The organism is Streptosporangium sp. 'caverna', from assembly GCF_003203775.1.
Lineage (GTDB): Bacteria > Actinomycetota > Actinomycetes > Streptosporangiales > Streptosporangiaceae > Streptosporangium > Streptosporangium subroseum.
This window is the reverse complement of the sequence record NZ_CP029711.1, coordinates 4549835-4562809: the sequence shown is the minus strand read 5'-3', so window position 1 is coordinate 4562809 and position 12975 is coordinate 4549835. Positions and strand designations below refer to the sequence as shown.

Genomic DNA, 12975 nt, shown 5'->3' with positions numbered 1-12975 from the left:
CGGGGCCCGGACGAGCCGGGCCCCGCGATTGTCGGATCAGCTCGCGTTGACCGACGTGTTGCCGGGAAGCGGGATGTAGGGGAACGTCGTGCCGAACGGCCTGTCGTTGCCGTCCACCTTGTCCCCGGTGGCCAGCGCGTCGACGAGCTTGCCGGTCTGGGCGGCGCCGGCCATCGCCTGGAGGGCGATGTCGATCACGTCGTCGCCGAGGCGGCGGCCGTTCGGGAAGCCCTGCAGGTCACCGGCGAGCACGCCGAGGCGGTTCGGGGTCGCGGCGGGGGCGACGGCCATGTTGAGCCGCAGCATCTCCGACGGGCGTAGCTTTCCCGCGTCCTTGTTGAGGCTCTGCGAGTTGAGGTCGGCCTTGATCGGGCCGTTGGCCTTGGCGATGCCGGTCAGGAAGATCTCGACCAGGTCCGCACGGGGGGTCTTCGGCGCCTTGAGGCCGTAGATGGCCGCGAGGAGCTTGGGCACCTCCGGGTTGGTGACGCGCTTGACGACGGCCGGGACGCCGGCGTCCTGGTGCGGGCTCAGCGCGTTGAACGCGTCCTTCAGCCCGGCCGGGACCACGACCTCGTTGACCAGCGGCTGCCCCAGGCGGGATACCTGGACGTAGCCCTTCGGGCTCCACTTGTCCACGGTGGACCAGACGCCGACGACGGGGTTGCGCCTGGCGTCGCCCTTCAGCGCGATCTCGTCCTTGGGCACCTGAAGGGCCAGGCTGTGGACGTTGTACCCCTTGAGAGTGTCCTGGCCGACCTCCGACAGGTTGCCGCCGTACAGCAGGTCGAAGACCCGCAGGTCGGCGAAGAACGCCTCGTCCGACTGGCCGGCGAAGACCTTTCCGCCGCCGGGCAGGGTCTTGATCGACTGGGCGCGCAGCGCGCCGTAGTCGGGCATCGAGGCCGGGCCGGTGTTGCTCGGGGCCACCACACCGTTCGCGACCAGGGTCCGCGTCCCGTGAGCGGTGCTCCTCGTGAGCTTGTAGCGCTGCCGAAGCAGCAGGTTCTTGTCGTTCAGCGAGGTGACCGGGCCGTTGTCGTAGAGGAAGGTGCCGTTGCCGCGCCTGTCCTCGTTGCGGAACGTCCACTGGTAGACGACGTCGGGCACGGCGTCGCCATTGCTGTCGATCTTGATGTTGTAGCGGGAGTTGACGTCGAACTGGTAGAAGTTCGGCCCGCCGTTCGGCTCCTCGAACGGGATGAAGTTGGCCATCAGGGTTACGGTGCCGGTCTTGTCGGGACTGACGAACGCGTACACGTCGGTGTTGTCGTTGCGCGGGTCACCCGCGATCATGGGTGCCTCGCGGTGCGAGGACGCGGTGCCGGTCTCCGCTCTGAGCAGGACGAACGAGGAGGCGGTCAACGCCCCTGCGATGCCCAAGCCGATCAGGGCGCGCCGATTTATCCGGAGCTCCATGGCAGTGGTCCTTTCGGCTACCGGTCTACAGGTGTGACCGGCCTGTGGTTGTCGGGGGGTCAGAAGGATCCGGCCGGGTTCCTCGGCCCTCTATTCGCGGCGGATCCGCTTTCGGATTGCCTCGGGATCGTCTGGTTTTTCGGAGCCCCGAATCACCGCCGCGGCGAGTGTCCTTCTCTGCTCCCCGGGTCCCTGCCGCCTCGGATCACGATGCGCGACGAACATTCGCCCCGGGGCAATCCGTGGAAGGCTCTGCTCCGAAGCAGATGCGTACGCGTCGGGGTTCGATGGCGGAGGAAGGTTCATGAGACCGGAACGCGAGTCGCGCCCGGATGGTGACCACCACGGTGGTCACCGCTCACCGGAGCTGGAGGAGCTGCTGAGCTCGGTCGCCCGTGGTGATCGGGCGGCTTTCGAGCGGGTGTACGCGCTGGTGGCGGCGCGGGTGTACGGCCTGGTGCTGCGGGTGGTGCGCGATCGGGCCCACAGCGAGGAGGTCGCGCAGGAGGTGCTGGTGGAGGTGTGGCGCAGCGCCGCCCGCTATGACCCGGAGCGGGGATCGGCGCTGGCCTGGGTGATGACGATCGCGCACCGCCGGGCCATCGACCGGGTGCGATCGGCGCAGGCCTCCACCGATCGGGAGAACCGCGCGGCCCGGCTGGACGTCCGCCGCCCGTTCGACGAGGTGGCCGAGTCGGTGCAGGGCCGGCTGGAGAGTGAGCGGCTGCGCCGGTGCCTGGAGGGGTTGACGTCGCTGCAGCGCGAATCGGTGACTTTCGCGTATTACGGCGGATACTCCTATCGTGAGGTCGCCGAGTTGCTGACGGTGCCGTTGCCGACGGTGAAGACCCGGATGCGTGACGGGCTGATCCGCCTTCGCGACTGCCTGGGGGTAGAACGATGAACGCCACGACCGGCGGGCACGACCCGCACACGCTGGCGGGCGCCTACGCGCTGGACGCCATCGACGACGAGCTGGAGCGGCGCCGTTTCGAAGAGCACCTGGACCGGTGCGCCGAGTGCGCGCAGGAGATCCGCGGGCTCACCGAGACGGCCGCCCGGATGGGACAGGCCGCCGCCGTGGAACCTCCCGCCTGGCTGAAGGACCGGGTCATGGCCGAGATCGGCCAGGTCCGCCAGCTGCCCCCGGCCCTCAACCGGACCTCCGCTTCCCGGCGCGGCCGGACGGGGAGATCCAGGTGGTGGCCCTGGGTGACCGCGGCGGTCGCGGCCGTCGCCACGGCGGCCGCGGTGACGGTCGGCGTCCTCGCGATCCAGGCTCAGGACCAGCTGGAGCAGGTGCGACAGACCAACCACGACCTCACCGCGGTGATCGCGGCGCCGGACGCACGGACCGTCACCGCTCCGGCCGCGCAGGGCGGCACCGGAACCGGCACCGTGATCGTTTCGCGGTCACAGGACAGGCTGGTGTTCCTGGCCGCGGGGCTCGCCCCCCTACCGCAGAACCAGACCTACCAGCTCTGGCAGATCGCACCCGGACAGATCCGCTCGGCGGGACTGCTGCGCCCCGACACCGGCGGTTACACGGCGCCGGTGGTGACCGCGCCGGACCCCGGCGCCACACAGATGGGGCTGACCGTCGAACCCGCCGGCGGCTCGGCCCAGCCCAGCACCCAACCCCTGCTCCTTCTGAACATGCCGGCCGCCTGACCCTCGCCTGTCACACAAAGATCACCGAGGCGAGGCCGGCCTTCCTGAGCCATCCCGCCGGGCCCCGGGCACAGGGCCGCCCTGATGGGGTGCGGCGTGGTCAGTGCGCCGGCAGGTCGTCCAGTTCGGCGGCGAAGAGCAGGGCGGGGTCGAATCCCATCCCGTTGAAGTGGCCGGCGAGCTCCAGGGACAGGACGCCGTGCATCCGGGTCCAGAAGTTCAGGGCCCGGCGGAGGGCCGCGGGCGGCGCGGGGTGGCCGTCCGCCCACTGCCGGTGGCCTTCGAGATGCGTTTCGAACGGCGTGGCGGGGTTGTCGGAGGGCAGCGCGGTGCAGGCGTCGAGCAGGGTCATCATGATCTCGGACGCGATCGCGGTGATGTCGTCGGGCGCATGGTAGCCGGGGACGGGTGTGCCGTAGACGAGGAAGTACCGGTGAGGATCGTCAAGCGCCCACCCGCGTAGCGCGTGGGCCAGCGCGACGTGGTCCGGGCCGGGCCCTGCGGCCGCGCGGAAGGTGTCGGCCAGACTTCGGTACGCGTCCCTGATGAGCTCGGTGATCAACTCGTCGCGGGCGGCGAAGTACCGGTAGAGCGCGGGTCCGCTCATGCCCATCTGCTTGGCGATCGCGTTGAGGGAGAGCGCGGACGCCCCGGCCGTGGCGATCTGCTCCCACGCGCGTTCCTTGATCTCCGCGCGCACCTGGGTGCGGTAGCGCTCGCGTGGGCTCTTCGTGCCCGTTTCCACCATGGCCTGCCACCTCTCCGCACCTGTGCGGCTACATCTTCACAATTTAGTTAGAGGCTATCACGATAACTATTGACACTTCCTTCGCCATTGAGTTACAACTTATAACGAAAGCAAAAGCCAGTAACGCGATGTGCGACACAGCGGAGGACGCTATGAACACCGAAGGACTCGTCGAGGTCGTCCTGCCGGGCAAGGTGGAGCCGGAAGGGCTGGAGATCCGGCACGGAGCCGTCCCCACCGCCGGCCCGGGCCAGGTCGTGATCCGGATGGAGGCGACCGGAGTCTCCTTCGCCGAGCAGCAGATGCGCCGCGGCCGGTACTACGACCAGCCGGCGTTCCCGTTCGTGCCCGGCTACGACCTCGTCGGCACGGTGCTGGCGACCGGCGAGGGTGTCGAGCCCGGCCTGGCCGGCACCCGGGTGGCCGCGCTGATCAAGGTCGGCGGCTGGGCCAGCCATGTGATCGTCGACGCGGCGGACGTGGTGGAGGTTCCCCGGGGGGTCGGCGCGGCGGAGGCGGAAACCGTGGTGGTCAACGGCATCACCGCCTGGCAGATGCTGCACCGCAAGGCACGGATCCGCTCGGGGCAGACCGTTCTGGTGCACGGCGCCAACGGCGGCGTGGGCTCGGTCCTGGTCCAGCTGGCGCAGGCCGCGGGCGTGAAGGTGATCGGCACAGCCTCCGCACGCCACCACGACACCCTGCGCGAGCGCGGCGTCGTCCCGATCGACTACCGCACCGAGAACGTCGCCGCACGCGTCCGCGAGCTCGCCCCCGGTGGGGTGGACGCCGTCTTCGACCACGTCGGCGGCCCCGGCGTCGTCGACTCCTGGCGCCTGCTCGCGCCCGGCGGCACGCTCGTCTCCTACGGCAGCGCCTCCACCCGGGACGCCGAGGGGTCCAAGCAGGGACCCGTGCTCAAGCTGCTCGGCCGGGTGTGGCTGTGGAACGCGCTGCCCAACCGCCGCCGCGCCTACTTCTTCAACGTCTGGTCCGGACGGGCCCTGAACAAGAGCGGGTTCCGCGCCCGGTTGCACGCCGACCTCACCCAGGTCTTCGCGGCCCTCCAGCGCGGTGACATCACCGCCCAGATCGCCGCCCAGCTGCCGCTCACCCGCGTCGCCGACGCCGTACGGCTGGCCGAATCCGGCACCGTCGCCGGAAAGATCGTGCTCACCCCGTAGTGCGTCGAGGGCGGCGGCGTGACGCAGCACCTCGGACCATGCGTGGGAAACGGTGGAGGCGGCGCCCTTCTCCGGGTGCGGGGTTTCGGTTGGTGTCGAGTTCGCCGGCACCAACCGGTGCCCTTTACAAAGTAGATTAAATAAGAGAGCCGAGGAGCGAGGCAGGTCGTGAGCGCCGCGGTCTTCCCTCGATCGGTTACTCCTGGCGCGTGCCGTACAGCTCGGAGAGCCTGGCGACGGTGGCGATCATCTGCTCGCGCAGCTCGGGCGGCCCGAGGACCTCGATGTCACCGCCCAGGCGCAGCAACTGCCAGCAGGCGTGCCTGACGGACTCGGTCGGCAGGCGCAGGACGACCCAGCCGCGCTCGTCCGGAGGTCCGGCCGTGGCCAGCGCGGTGTCGACGGTCTCCGCGCCGACGGTGTGGCGCAGCATCCCCTCGGCGCCGGGCGCCATCCGCACCAGGGCCTCGCCGGTGTGCATCCGCAGCCGGAACTCCGCCGCGTAACGCTGCCAGTATGCCGCCAGGTCGAAGTCGCCGGGGCGCTCGAAGCGCCCGTCCAGGAGCTCGGCGGTGATGATCCGCGCCACCTTGTAGGTGCGCGGCTCTCCCCCGTCCGCGGCGGCCACCATGTACCACGACCCGCCCTTGAGAACCAGGCCGTAGGGGTGAGCCAGGCGCTCGACGTCGCGCGGGCCCCAGCGGCGGTAGGTCATGCGCAGCGGCCGCTGGTCCCACACCGCCTCGGAGACATCGCCGAGGAAGGGCACCGCGTCGGCGTCGCGATACCAGCCGGGAACATCCAGATGGAAGCGCTCCCGCATCCGGGCGGCGTGGAAGCGCGGCTCGGGCGGCAACGCGGCGAGCATTTTCAGCTCGGCGTTGGCGGCCACCTCCCCCAGCCCGAGCTCGGCGGCGGGGCCGGGCAGCCCGGCGAGGAACAGCGAGGAGGCCTCCTCGGTGGTCAGGCCGTTGAGGCGGGTGCGGTAGCCGTCCAGCAGCTGGTATCCGCCGGCGGGTCCGCGATCGGCGTATACCGGGACCCCGGACGACGACAACGCCTCCACGTCCCGGTAGATCGTCCGGATCGAGACCTCCAGCTCCTCCGCCAGCTCGGCGGCCGTCATCCGCCCCCGGGTCTGGAGAAGCAGCAGGAGGGACAGCAGACGACTGGCGCGCATGACCGCCATTGTTCCGCACATTTGCCAACCTCACACGAGCCATGTTCAAATGAACACATGGAAAGTTCAGATCGGATTCGGGCGATCATGTCCGCGCTACGCGTCAGCGACGCCGTCTCGGTGGCGGAGCTGGCGGTCGAGCACGCGGTGTCGGAGATGACCATCCGCCGCGACCTGGACGAGCTCGCCCAGCAGGGCGTGGTCAGGCGGGTCCGCGGCGGTGCGGTGAGCCTGTTGCTGCGCGGGGAGGAGCCTCCCTTCGGGGTGCGCGAGCGCGAGGCGGTGGAGGTCAAACGGCGGATCGCCGTCGAGGTCGCGGCGCTGCTCGCCGACGGCGAGGCCGTGCTCCTGGACGGCGGCACCACCTCCCTGGAGATCGCCCGCGCGATCCGCGACCGCCGCCTGACGGTCCTGCCGCTCTCCCTGCAGTCGGCCGGCGAGCTCAGCACGGCTCCGCGGATCCGCCTGGTGATCCCCGGGGGCGAGGTCCGTCCCGGCGAGCTGAACTTCACCGGGCCCCTGACGGAGAACTCCATCCGCTCCCTGCGTTTCGACACCGCGATCATCGGCTGCTGCGGCCTGTCCGCCGAGCACGGCCTCACCGCCCACGACCTGTCCGACGTCGCCGTCAAACAGGCCGCGATCGCCTCGGCCAGGCGTGTCATCGTCGCGACCGACTCCGGCAAGTTCACCCGCACCGCCTTCGGCTCCGTCTGCCCCCTGACCCATCTCGACATGGTCGTCACCGACACCGCGCTCCCCCACTCCGAGCGCGAGGCCCTCACCGCCGCGGGCGTCACCGTCCGCGCCGTCTGACCGGATCCTCTCCCCCTTGATGCCGCCTGCTCATCACCGTTCGACTGGAGCCCTCCCCTGATGTCCGTCATCCCTCTCGACCGGACCGCGCTCGTGCGCGGCCGGGTCGCGCTCCTCCTGCTCTTCCTGCTCTCCGGCATGGCCATCGGCACCTGGACGGCACGGATCCCGGCGATCAAGCAGGGGCTGGGACTGAGCGACGGCCAGCTCAGCATCGGGCTGCTCGGCATCGCCGCCGGGGCCATCGCCGGCATGCAGGTGGTCGGCCGCCTGGTCGACCGCTACGGCAGCGTCAGGGTGATGCTGCCGATGGCGTTCGCGCAGGGCGTCGTCCTGATCCTTCCCGCCTACATGCCGAACCTGGTCGGCCTGGCCCTCGCGCTGTTCGCCTTCGGTGCCGTGCACGGCACCCTGGACGTGTCGATGAACGCCAACGCCGTCGAGATCGAGCAGGCCATGGGCCGGCCGATCATGTCGTCGTTCCACGCGGTGTTCAGCATCGGCGGGTTCCTCGGCGCGGCCGCCGGCGGGTTGATGGCCCACGCCGCGTTCAGTCCCGGGGTCACGTTCGTCGCGGTCGCCGTCGTGATCACCGCGCTCGCGTTCTGGGCGGCACGCTGGGCGCTTCCCCTGACCGCCGAGCCCGCCCCGGCCGGCAGCGGTCCGGCGGGCGGGAGCCACGGCATGCTCCTGCTGCTGGGCGTCCTCGCGTTCTGCTGCATGATCGGTGAGGGCGCGGCGGCCGACTGGAGTTCGGTCTACCTGCTCGAGGACCTCGGCAGCTCCGCCGGATTCGCCGCGGCCGCCTACGCCGCCTTCTCCATCATGATGACCGCGGGCCGGCTCGCGGGAGATCGGCTGGCCGCCTGGCTGGGCCCGGTGACGCTGGTGCGCGGCTGCGGCGTGCTGGCCGCCTCGGGTCTCGGTCTGGCCTTGCTGGTCGGTCATCCGATCGCCGGGGTGATCGGCTTCGGCTGCTTCGGCGCGGGGCTGTCATGCATCGTCCCGCAGGTCTTCTCCGCGGCCGGACGCCGCGACCCGGCCCGCGCGGGACAGGCGCTGGCCCGGGTGGCGAGCCTGGGATACATAGGTTTTCTCACCGGCCCCGTGCTGATCGGCGGCGCCGCCGAGCTCTTCGGCCTCCCGCGCGCGCTGGCCATCCCCGCCCTGCTGGCCCTGTTCGTGGCGCTGGCCGCGTTCGCGCTCAGGGCCAAGCCCTTTACAAAGTAAGCAGACGGCGGGCCGCTCGGTCGACACCCGCGTCGTGCCCGCCCACCAGGACGGAGGACCGGCCGTCACGCGCGGAGCTTCGCGCCGACGTGCACGCCGCTCCCCCCGTCTCCCGAAATGGCTGAGGATCTCGACGGGCTGCCCGCCCGCGCTGCCGAACCAGTCGGGCATTCCATCCCTCTTTCCCGGAACCGGCAACGGAAGTTGCCGGTTCAGCCCGGCGGGTGCACGCTCCCGGGCATGAGCCCACACAACGCTTCCGGACCCGGACACGACCACACCGACGTCGATGGGGCGGCCATGGCCGCCCCATCGGTTCGGTGGGCGCTCGCCGGCCTTTCGCTGTCCATGTTGCTGTCCTCGCTCGGCACCAGTATCGCCAATGTCGCCCTGCCGACGTTGGCGCAGGCGTTCACCGCCTCTTTCCAGGAAGTCCAGTGGATCGTCCTCGCCTATCTCCTCGCCATCACCACCCTGATCGTCAGCGTCGGACGACTCGGTGACATCATCGGCCGCCGACGGCTGCTGCTGGCCGGGATCTCCCTCTTCACGGTGGCCTCGGTCCTGTGCGGCATCGCGCCCACACTCTGGCTGCTGGTTGCCGCCCGGGCGGCGCAGGGTCTCGGAGCGGCCGTCATGATGGCTCTCACCATGGCGTTTGTCGGTGAGACGGTGCCGAAGGCGAAGACCGGCAGGGCCATGGGGCTGCTCGGAACGATGTCCGCGATCGGCACCGCTCTCGGTCCGTCGCTGGGCGGCGTCCTGATCGCCGGACTCGGCTGGCGGGCGATCTTCCTCGTCAACGCACCGCTGGGCGTCCTGACTTTTCTTCTCGCGCACCGCTACCTGCCCGTTGACCAGCGGAAACCCAAGGCGGATCGGGCTCGCTTCGACAATGTGGGCACGCTGCTGCTCGCCCTGACACTCGCGGCCTATGCGCTCGCCATGACAACCGGGCACGGCAGTTTCGGTCCGTTCAACCTGGCCCTGCTGCTGGCCGCCGCCTTCGGAGTGGGCCTCTTCGTGCGCGCCGAGGCGAGAGCGGTGTCACCCTTGATCCGATTGGCGATGTTCCGCGATCCAGCGCTGAGTGCGAGTCTCGCCATGAGCATGCTCGTCTCGACGGTGATGATGGCGACGCTGGTGGTCGGGCCGTTCTATCTCTCTCGTACGCTCGGGCTCGATGAGGCTCTTGTCGGACTCGTCCTGTCGGTCGGTCCGCTTGTCGCCGCGCTGACCGGTGTGCCGGCCGGTCGCGTTGCGGACCGTTTTGGCGCACAACGCATGACCGTCGTTGGGCTCATCGGAATAGCGACCGGTTCCCTCATTCTGTCCATGAGGTCGGGGACGCCCGGCATCTCCGGCTACATCGCCCCCATCGTTGTCATCACCGCCGGTTATGCGGTGTTCCAGACGGCCAACAACACCGCCGTCATGGCAGGCGTCCACCCGGATCGGCGAGGCGTCACTTCCGGCATGCTCAACCTGTCGCGCAATCTCGGGCTCATCACCGGCACCTCCGTCATGGGCGCCGTGTTCGCGTTCGCATCGGCGACGACAGACGTCACAACGGCGCGCTCCGGGGCCGTTGCCACCGGCATGCGGGTCACGTTCGCCGTCGCGGCGATCCTGATCCTCGTCGCGCTCGCCATCGCGGTTGGAAGCCGGGCTCTCTCGCGACGCGCTTCGGGGGAAACGACTGTGGATGCGGAGCTGCAGGGAGAAGAAGATATCCGGCTCATCGGATCCGCCCCAAGGCAGTAGCGGGAGAATTCCACTGATTGCCTTGGGGCGGGTATCACCCCGCGGCGGGCGGGGCCACCGCCGAGGCGACGAGGTTTCATGCGGGTCCTGCCGTCGCCCAGGTGCACAGGTGCGGCCACGCCCGCCCGTGCGGGACACGTGCGGACGTGGATCTTTCCCGACCTCCGTGCGGTACCGGATCGCCGTGCTGGGCAGCCAAGATCGAATGCTTGCGCCGGCGGCGGTACCGATGTTCCCCAGAGCCCGTATCCCTCCGGGTCAGCCGGCGGGGACCGGGGCCTGCTCGGCGGCGAACAGGGCGGCCCGCTCGTTGTCGGGCAATAGGAAGCCCTGCGCGGCGAGCTTCCTGGTCGCCGCGGTGAAGGCCCGCACGTAGGCGTTGTGGGTCGGGTAGAGCTTGGCCAGCGTCGCCGCGTCGAACGGGACGGTCGTCCCGAAGAGACGGCAGAACGCCGAGATCGGGTTGGCGTCGGCGGCCGTGTTGCCCACTCCGGTCAGCGTCGCCGTGGGCACCTCCAGCTGCGGCAGCCGGATCCCGCCCAGACCGTTTCCGAAGGAGTCCCTGGCCACGTCGGTGCCCTCGGCGTTGATCTGCATGCGCGGAGCCGTCGGCGGCAGTTTGCCCGAGACCACCCAGGACCGCAGGGCGGCGTAGGCGGTGTCGAACAGATAGCTCTGAGGAGCGGTGTTGCGCTGTGCGGTGCACACCGGGTCGATCGACTGCGGGGTCTGGCGATGGCTCTGGTACCCCATGAAGACCAGGATGTCGTTGTCCACGTGGGCCGTGCCGGCCGCCTCCCACAGACGGTGGAACCTGTCGTCGGGCTGCCGCGCCGGGAGGTGGCCCAGCACGTCGGTCTCGGTCTCGAAGTTGAGCACCGGCCGGGAGAGGTCGGTACGGAGGAACGTCGGCGTGGGCGGCCGCAACGTGCCGGACAGGACGGCTCCGGTGGCGCCGTTGCTGTGGATGAGATAACCGTCATAGACCTTCGCGGAGGGTGCGACGGCGTTGACATAGGTGGTCATCCGCCCCGCGGACTGCGACTCGCCATCGGCGATGAGATGTCTGGCGCGCAGGCCGCGCAGGGGGCTGCCCGGGCCGGTCGAGCGGAGCGCCTGACCCGCCTGGCTGAAGATGTCGTAGGAGTAGTCGTCGGACGGGCTGCTCAGGGAGCCGTACCTCTCGGGGTCCCACGCGGTGAGGGCGTTGAAGCCGACGGTCTGGGCGGTGACGCCGACGTAGGCGAAGCCGTCGCGAAGGAGCTGGTTGTATCCGTAGTCCCAGTCGACGTCGATGTCACGTCCCGCGGTGACGTTGAGCCACTCGACGACGACCGTGCCGTTGAACCTCTTCGGATCGATGGGCGCCCGCACCACCATCCGGGATTTGTAGGGCGCCGGGGAACCCTGCTGCACCTTCCACTTGCCGTCGCTGGTCAGCGGCTGCTCCGAGGTGAAGGTGCGGGCGGTGCCGGAGAAGAAGTACTCCTGCTCGGCGTACCCGTGCGAGCGCAGATCGACCGCGGAGGAGGTGAAGGGAAAGCCGTGTGTGCCCCCGGTCACCGGGCCGCTGACGACGGGTGAGGCCACCGCCCCGGGCGTCCCCGCCTTCGAGGAGCCCGTCGATGCGCCAAGCGCCGCCTTCGAGGAGGTCGCCGATGCGCCAAGCCGCAGGGCCGTCGGCGTGCCGAGCGCCGCGCCCTTCGAGGAGGTCGCCGACGTGCCGGCCGCGGACGCCGAGCCGGCGCCGGCGGCCACGAGCGCCGCCACCGCGACGATCACCCCGGCGGTCCGCCACGAGGGTCGCCGGGGATGCCGTCGACGGCCACCGGTCGCAGGGGAAGGTTCGATCAAACCGGTCACAGGAAGTACCTCCGAAGAACTTCGACGAGGCCCGCATGCAAGTGGGGAAATGTCCCAGACGTAACCATGACGCGCAGACGTTACAGAGCTTTCCTCTAGTAGATCCTTCTGTCAATGGACCGGTGAGCGCGATCTCCGCCCGATCCTCATGGGCGCGCCCCGCCGGTTGAAACCGGTCGAAGTCCGCCGGATCCTCGGGTGGGCGGCATTCCGCGCGGCACGGCCACCTGGACCGCGCTCCGTCTCGCGATCGGCTATGCGGTAACCCCCCGGAGCCGCACACGCGGCAGGTGGGAATCCCCGTCCTTCGGGACGGGGCGGATGTCAAGAACCGAAGAACTGCCCGTATCCGAGCTTGGCCACCATCGCGGTCACCACGCAGAGCAGGACGATCCGCACGAACTTGGCGCCCCGGCGCAGGGCCATCCGGGCGCCGAGCTGAGCTCCGGCGATGTTGCACACGGCCATGGTCAGGCCGAGCAGCCACAGCACGTGTCCCTGGTAGGCGAAGACCAGCAGGGCGCCCAGGTTCGTGCACGAGTTGACGATCTTGGAGTGGGCAGAGCCGCTCACGAAGTCCATGCCGAGGATCGTCGTGAAGGCGATGATCAGGAAAGTGCCCGTGCCGGGGCCCAGGATGCCGTCGTAGAAGGCGATTCCCACGCCGGTGACGGCGATCACGGACAGGGCGCGGGCAGGGGTGCGCAGGTGGAGACGGAGGTGGGTGCCGAACGCCGGACGCAAGGTGACGAACAGTGCCACGCCGATCAGGACGACCATGACCAGCGGGGCCAGCGCGTCCTGGGAGATGGCCGACGCCGACGCCGCACCGAGTCCGGCGAACGCCACCGCGGCCAGCCCTGCGGGCACCGCGACCCGTCTGTCGATCTTCGTGGTCCTGGCGTAGGTGACGGCGGCCGACGCCGTGCCGAAGATGGAGGCGAACTTGTTGGTGGCCAGCGCATGGACCGGCGGAACCCCGGCCACCAGGAGCGCGGGAAGCTGCAGCAGCCCTCCCCCGCCGACCACGGCGTCGACCCACCCCGCGCCGGTCGCGGCAACAAGCAGCAGGACAATATCCGCTATACCCACCAAAAGCC

The 12975-nt window shown here is 70.0% G+C and carries 11 protein-coding genes; 6 read left to right on the top strand and 5 right to left on the bottom strand.

Annotation, left to right across the window (positions count from 1 at the left end):
• Nucleotides 1–36 precede the first annotated feature (36 nt).
• Complete coding sequence (locus DKM19_RS20135) at nt 37–1419, bottom strand: DUF4331 domain-containing protein (protein ID WP_110697344.1); 1383 nt, start codon at nt 1417–1419, stop codon at nt 37–39.
• A gap of 304 nt (nt 1420–1723) precedes the next feature.
• On the opposite strand from DKM19_RS20135, the gene sigK reads away from it, so the two are divergent.
• Together sigK and DKM19_RS20125 are read left to right on the top strand one after the other, a co-directional pair.
• A complete protein-coding gene (gene sigK, locus DKM19_RS20130) occupies nt 1724–2323 on the top strand; it encodes an ECF RNA polymerase sigma factor SigK (RefSeq protein ID WP_110697342.1) in 600 nt (199 codons plus the stop codon).
• A complete protein-coding gene (locus DKM19_RS20125) occupies nt 2320–3090 on the top strand; it encodes an anti-sigma factor domain-containing protein (protein ID WP_110697340.1) in 771 nt (256 codons plus the stop codon). The genes sigK and DKM19_RS20125 overlap by 4 nt, the downstream gene beginning before the upstream one ends.
• Nucleotides 3091–3190: 100 nt before the next feature.
• Here DKM19_RS20125 and DKM19_RS20120 read toward each other — a convergent pair whose 3' ends face one another.
• Complete coding sequence (locus DKM19_RS20120) at nt 3191–3838, bottom strand: TetR/AcrR family transcriptional regulator (protein WP_110697338.1); 648 nt, start codon at nt 3836–3838, stop codon at nt 3191–3193.
• A gap of 152 nt (nt 3839–3990) precedes the next feature.
• On the opposite strand from DKM19_RS20120, the gene DKM19_RS20115 reads away from it, so the two are divergent.
• The gene (locus DKM19_RS20115) at nt 3991–5022 is read left to right on the top strand and encodes a medium chain dehydrogenase/reductase family protein (protein ID WP_110697336.1); all 1032 of its coding nucleotides are present in this window, start codon (nt 3991–3993) and stop codon (nt 5020–5022) included.
• Nucleotides 5023–5218: 196 nt separating this feature from the next.
• Here the strand turns inward: DKM19_RS20115 and DKM19_RS20110 are convergent, their stop codons facing one another.
• On the bottom strand, nt 5219–6202 hold the full coding sequence (locus tag DKM19_RS20110; protein ID WP_110705835.1) for a YafY family protein: 984 nt from the start codon (nt 6200–6202) through the stop codon (nt 5219–5221).
• 57 nt (nt 6203–6259) lie between these two features.
• Here DKM19_RS20110 and DKM19_RS20105 point away from each other — a divergent pair, with 57 nt between their 5' ends.
• The 3 genes from DKM19_RS20105 to DKM19_RS20095 all read left to right on the top strand — a co-directional run bounded on the left by DKM19_RS20105 (nt 6260) and on the right by DKM19_RS20095 (nt 10012).
• Nucleotides 6260–7018, top strand: coding sequence for a DeoR/GlpR family DNA-binding transcription regulator (locus DKM19_RS20105; protein WP_089209205.1), 759 nt, complete (start codon nt 6260–6262; stop codon nt 7016–7018).
• Between the two features lie 60 nt (nt 7019–7078).
• A complete protein-coding gene (locus tag DKM19_RS20100; protein ID WP_110697334.1) occupies nt 7079–8248 on the top strand; it encodes an MFS transporter in 1170 nt (389 codons plus the stop codon).
• 300 nt (nt 8249–8548) lie between these two features.
• Entirely contained in the window at nt 8549–10012 is a 1464-nt protein-coding gene (locus DKM19_RS20095; protein ID WP_204358887.1) for an MFS transporter, read from the top strand.
• Nucleotides 10013–10270: 258 nt separating this feature from the next.
• On the opposite strand, the gene DKM19_RS20090 is transcribed toward DKM19_RS20095, so the two are convergent.
• Both DKM19_RS20090 and DKM19_RS20085 read right to left on the bottom strand, forming a co-directional pair.
• Nucleotides 10271–11875 (bottom strand): alpha/beta hydrolase domain-containing protein, encoded by a 1605-nt coding sequence (locus tag DKM19_RS20090; RefSeq protein WP_162641626.1) that lies wholly within the window; start codon nt 11873–11875, stop codon nt 10271–10273.
• Between the two features lie 324 nt (nt 11876–12199).
• Entirely contained in the window at nt 12200–12961 is a 762-nt protein-coding gene (locus DKM19_RS20085; RefSeq protein ID WP_369990567.1) for a TSUP family transporter, read from the bottom strand.
• Nucleotides 12962–12975 lie beyond the last annotated feature (14 nt).

Bases quoted from the DNA above. Each gene is read 5' to 3' on its own strand.
- DKM19_RS20125 (WP_110697340.1), top strand. From the start codon at position 2,320: ATGAACGCCACGACCGGCGGGCACGACCCGCACACGCTGGCGGGCGCC.
- DKM19_RS20135 (WP_110697344.1), bottom strand. From the start codon at position 1,419: ATGGAGCTCCGGATAAATCGGCGCGCCCTGATCGGCTTGGGCATCGCA.
- DKM19_RS20095 (WP_204358887.1), top strand. From the start codon at position 8,549: ATGGCCGCCCCATCGGTTCGGTGGGCGCTCGCCGGCCTTTCGCTGTCC.
- DKM19_RS20105 (WP_089209205.1), top strand. From the start codon at position 6,260: ATGGAAAGTTCAGATCGGATTCGGGCGATCATGTCCGCGCTACGCGTC.
- DKM19_RS20110 (WP_110705835.1), bottom strand. From the start codon at position 6,202: ATGCGCGCCAGTCGTCTGCTGTCCCTCCTGCTGCTTCTCCAGACCCGG.
- DKM19_RS20120 (WP_110697338.1), bottom strand. From the start codon at position 3,838: ATGGTGGAAACGGGCACGAAGAGCCCACGCGAGCGCTACCGCACCCAG.
- sigK (WP_110697342.1), top strand. From the start codon at position 1,724: ATGAGACCGGAACGCGAGTCGCGCCCGGATGGTGACCACCACGGTGGT.
- DKM19_RS20115 (WP_110697336.1), top strand. From the start codon at position 3,991: ATGAACACCGAAGGACTCGTCGAGGTCGTCCTGCCGGGCAAGGTGGAG.
- DKM19_RS20100 (WP_110697334.1), top strand. From the start codon at position 7,079: ATGTCCGTCATCCCTCTCGACCGGACCGCGCTCGTGCGCGGCCGGGTC.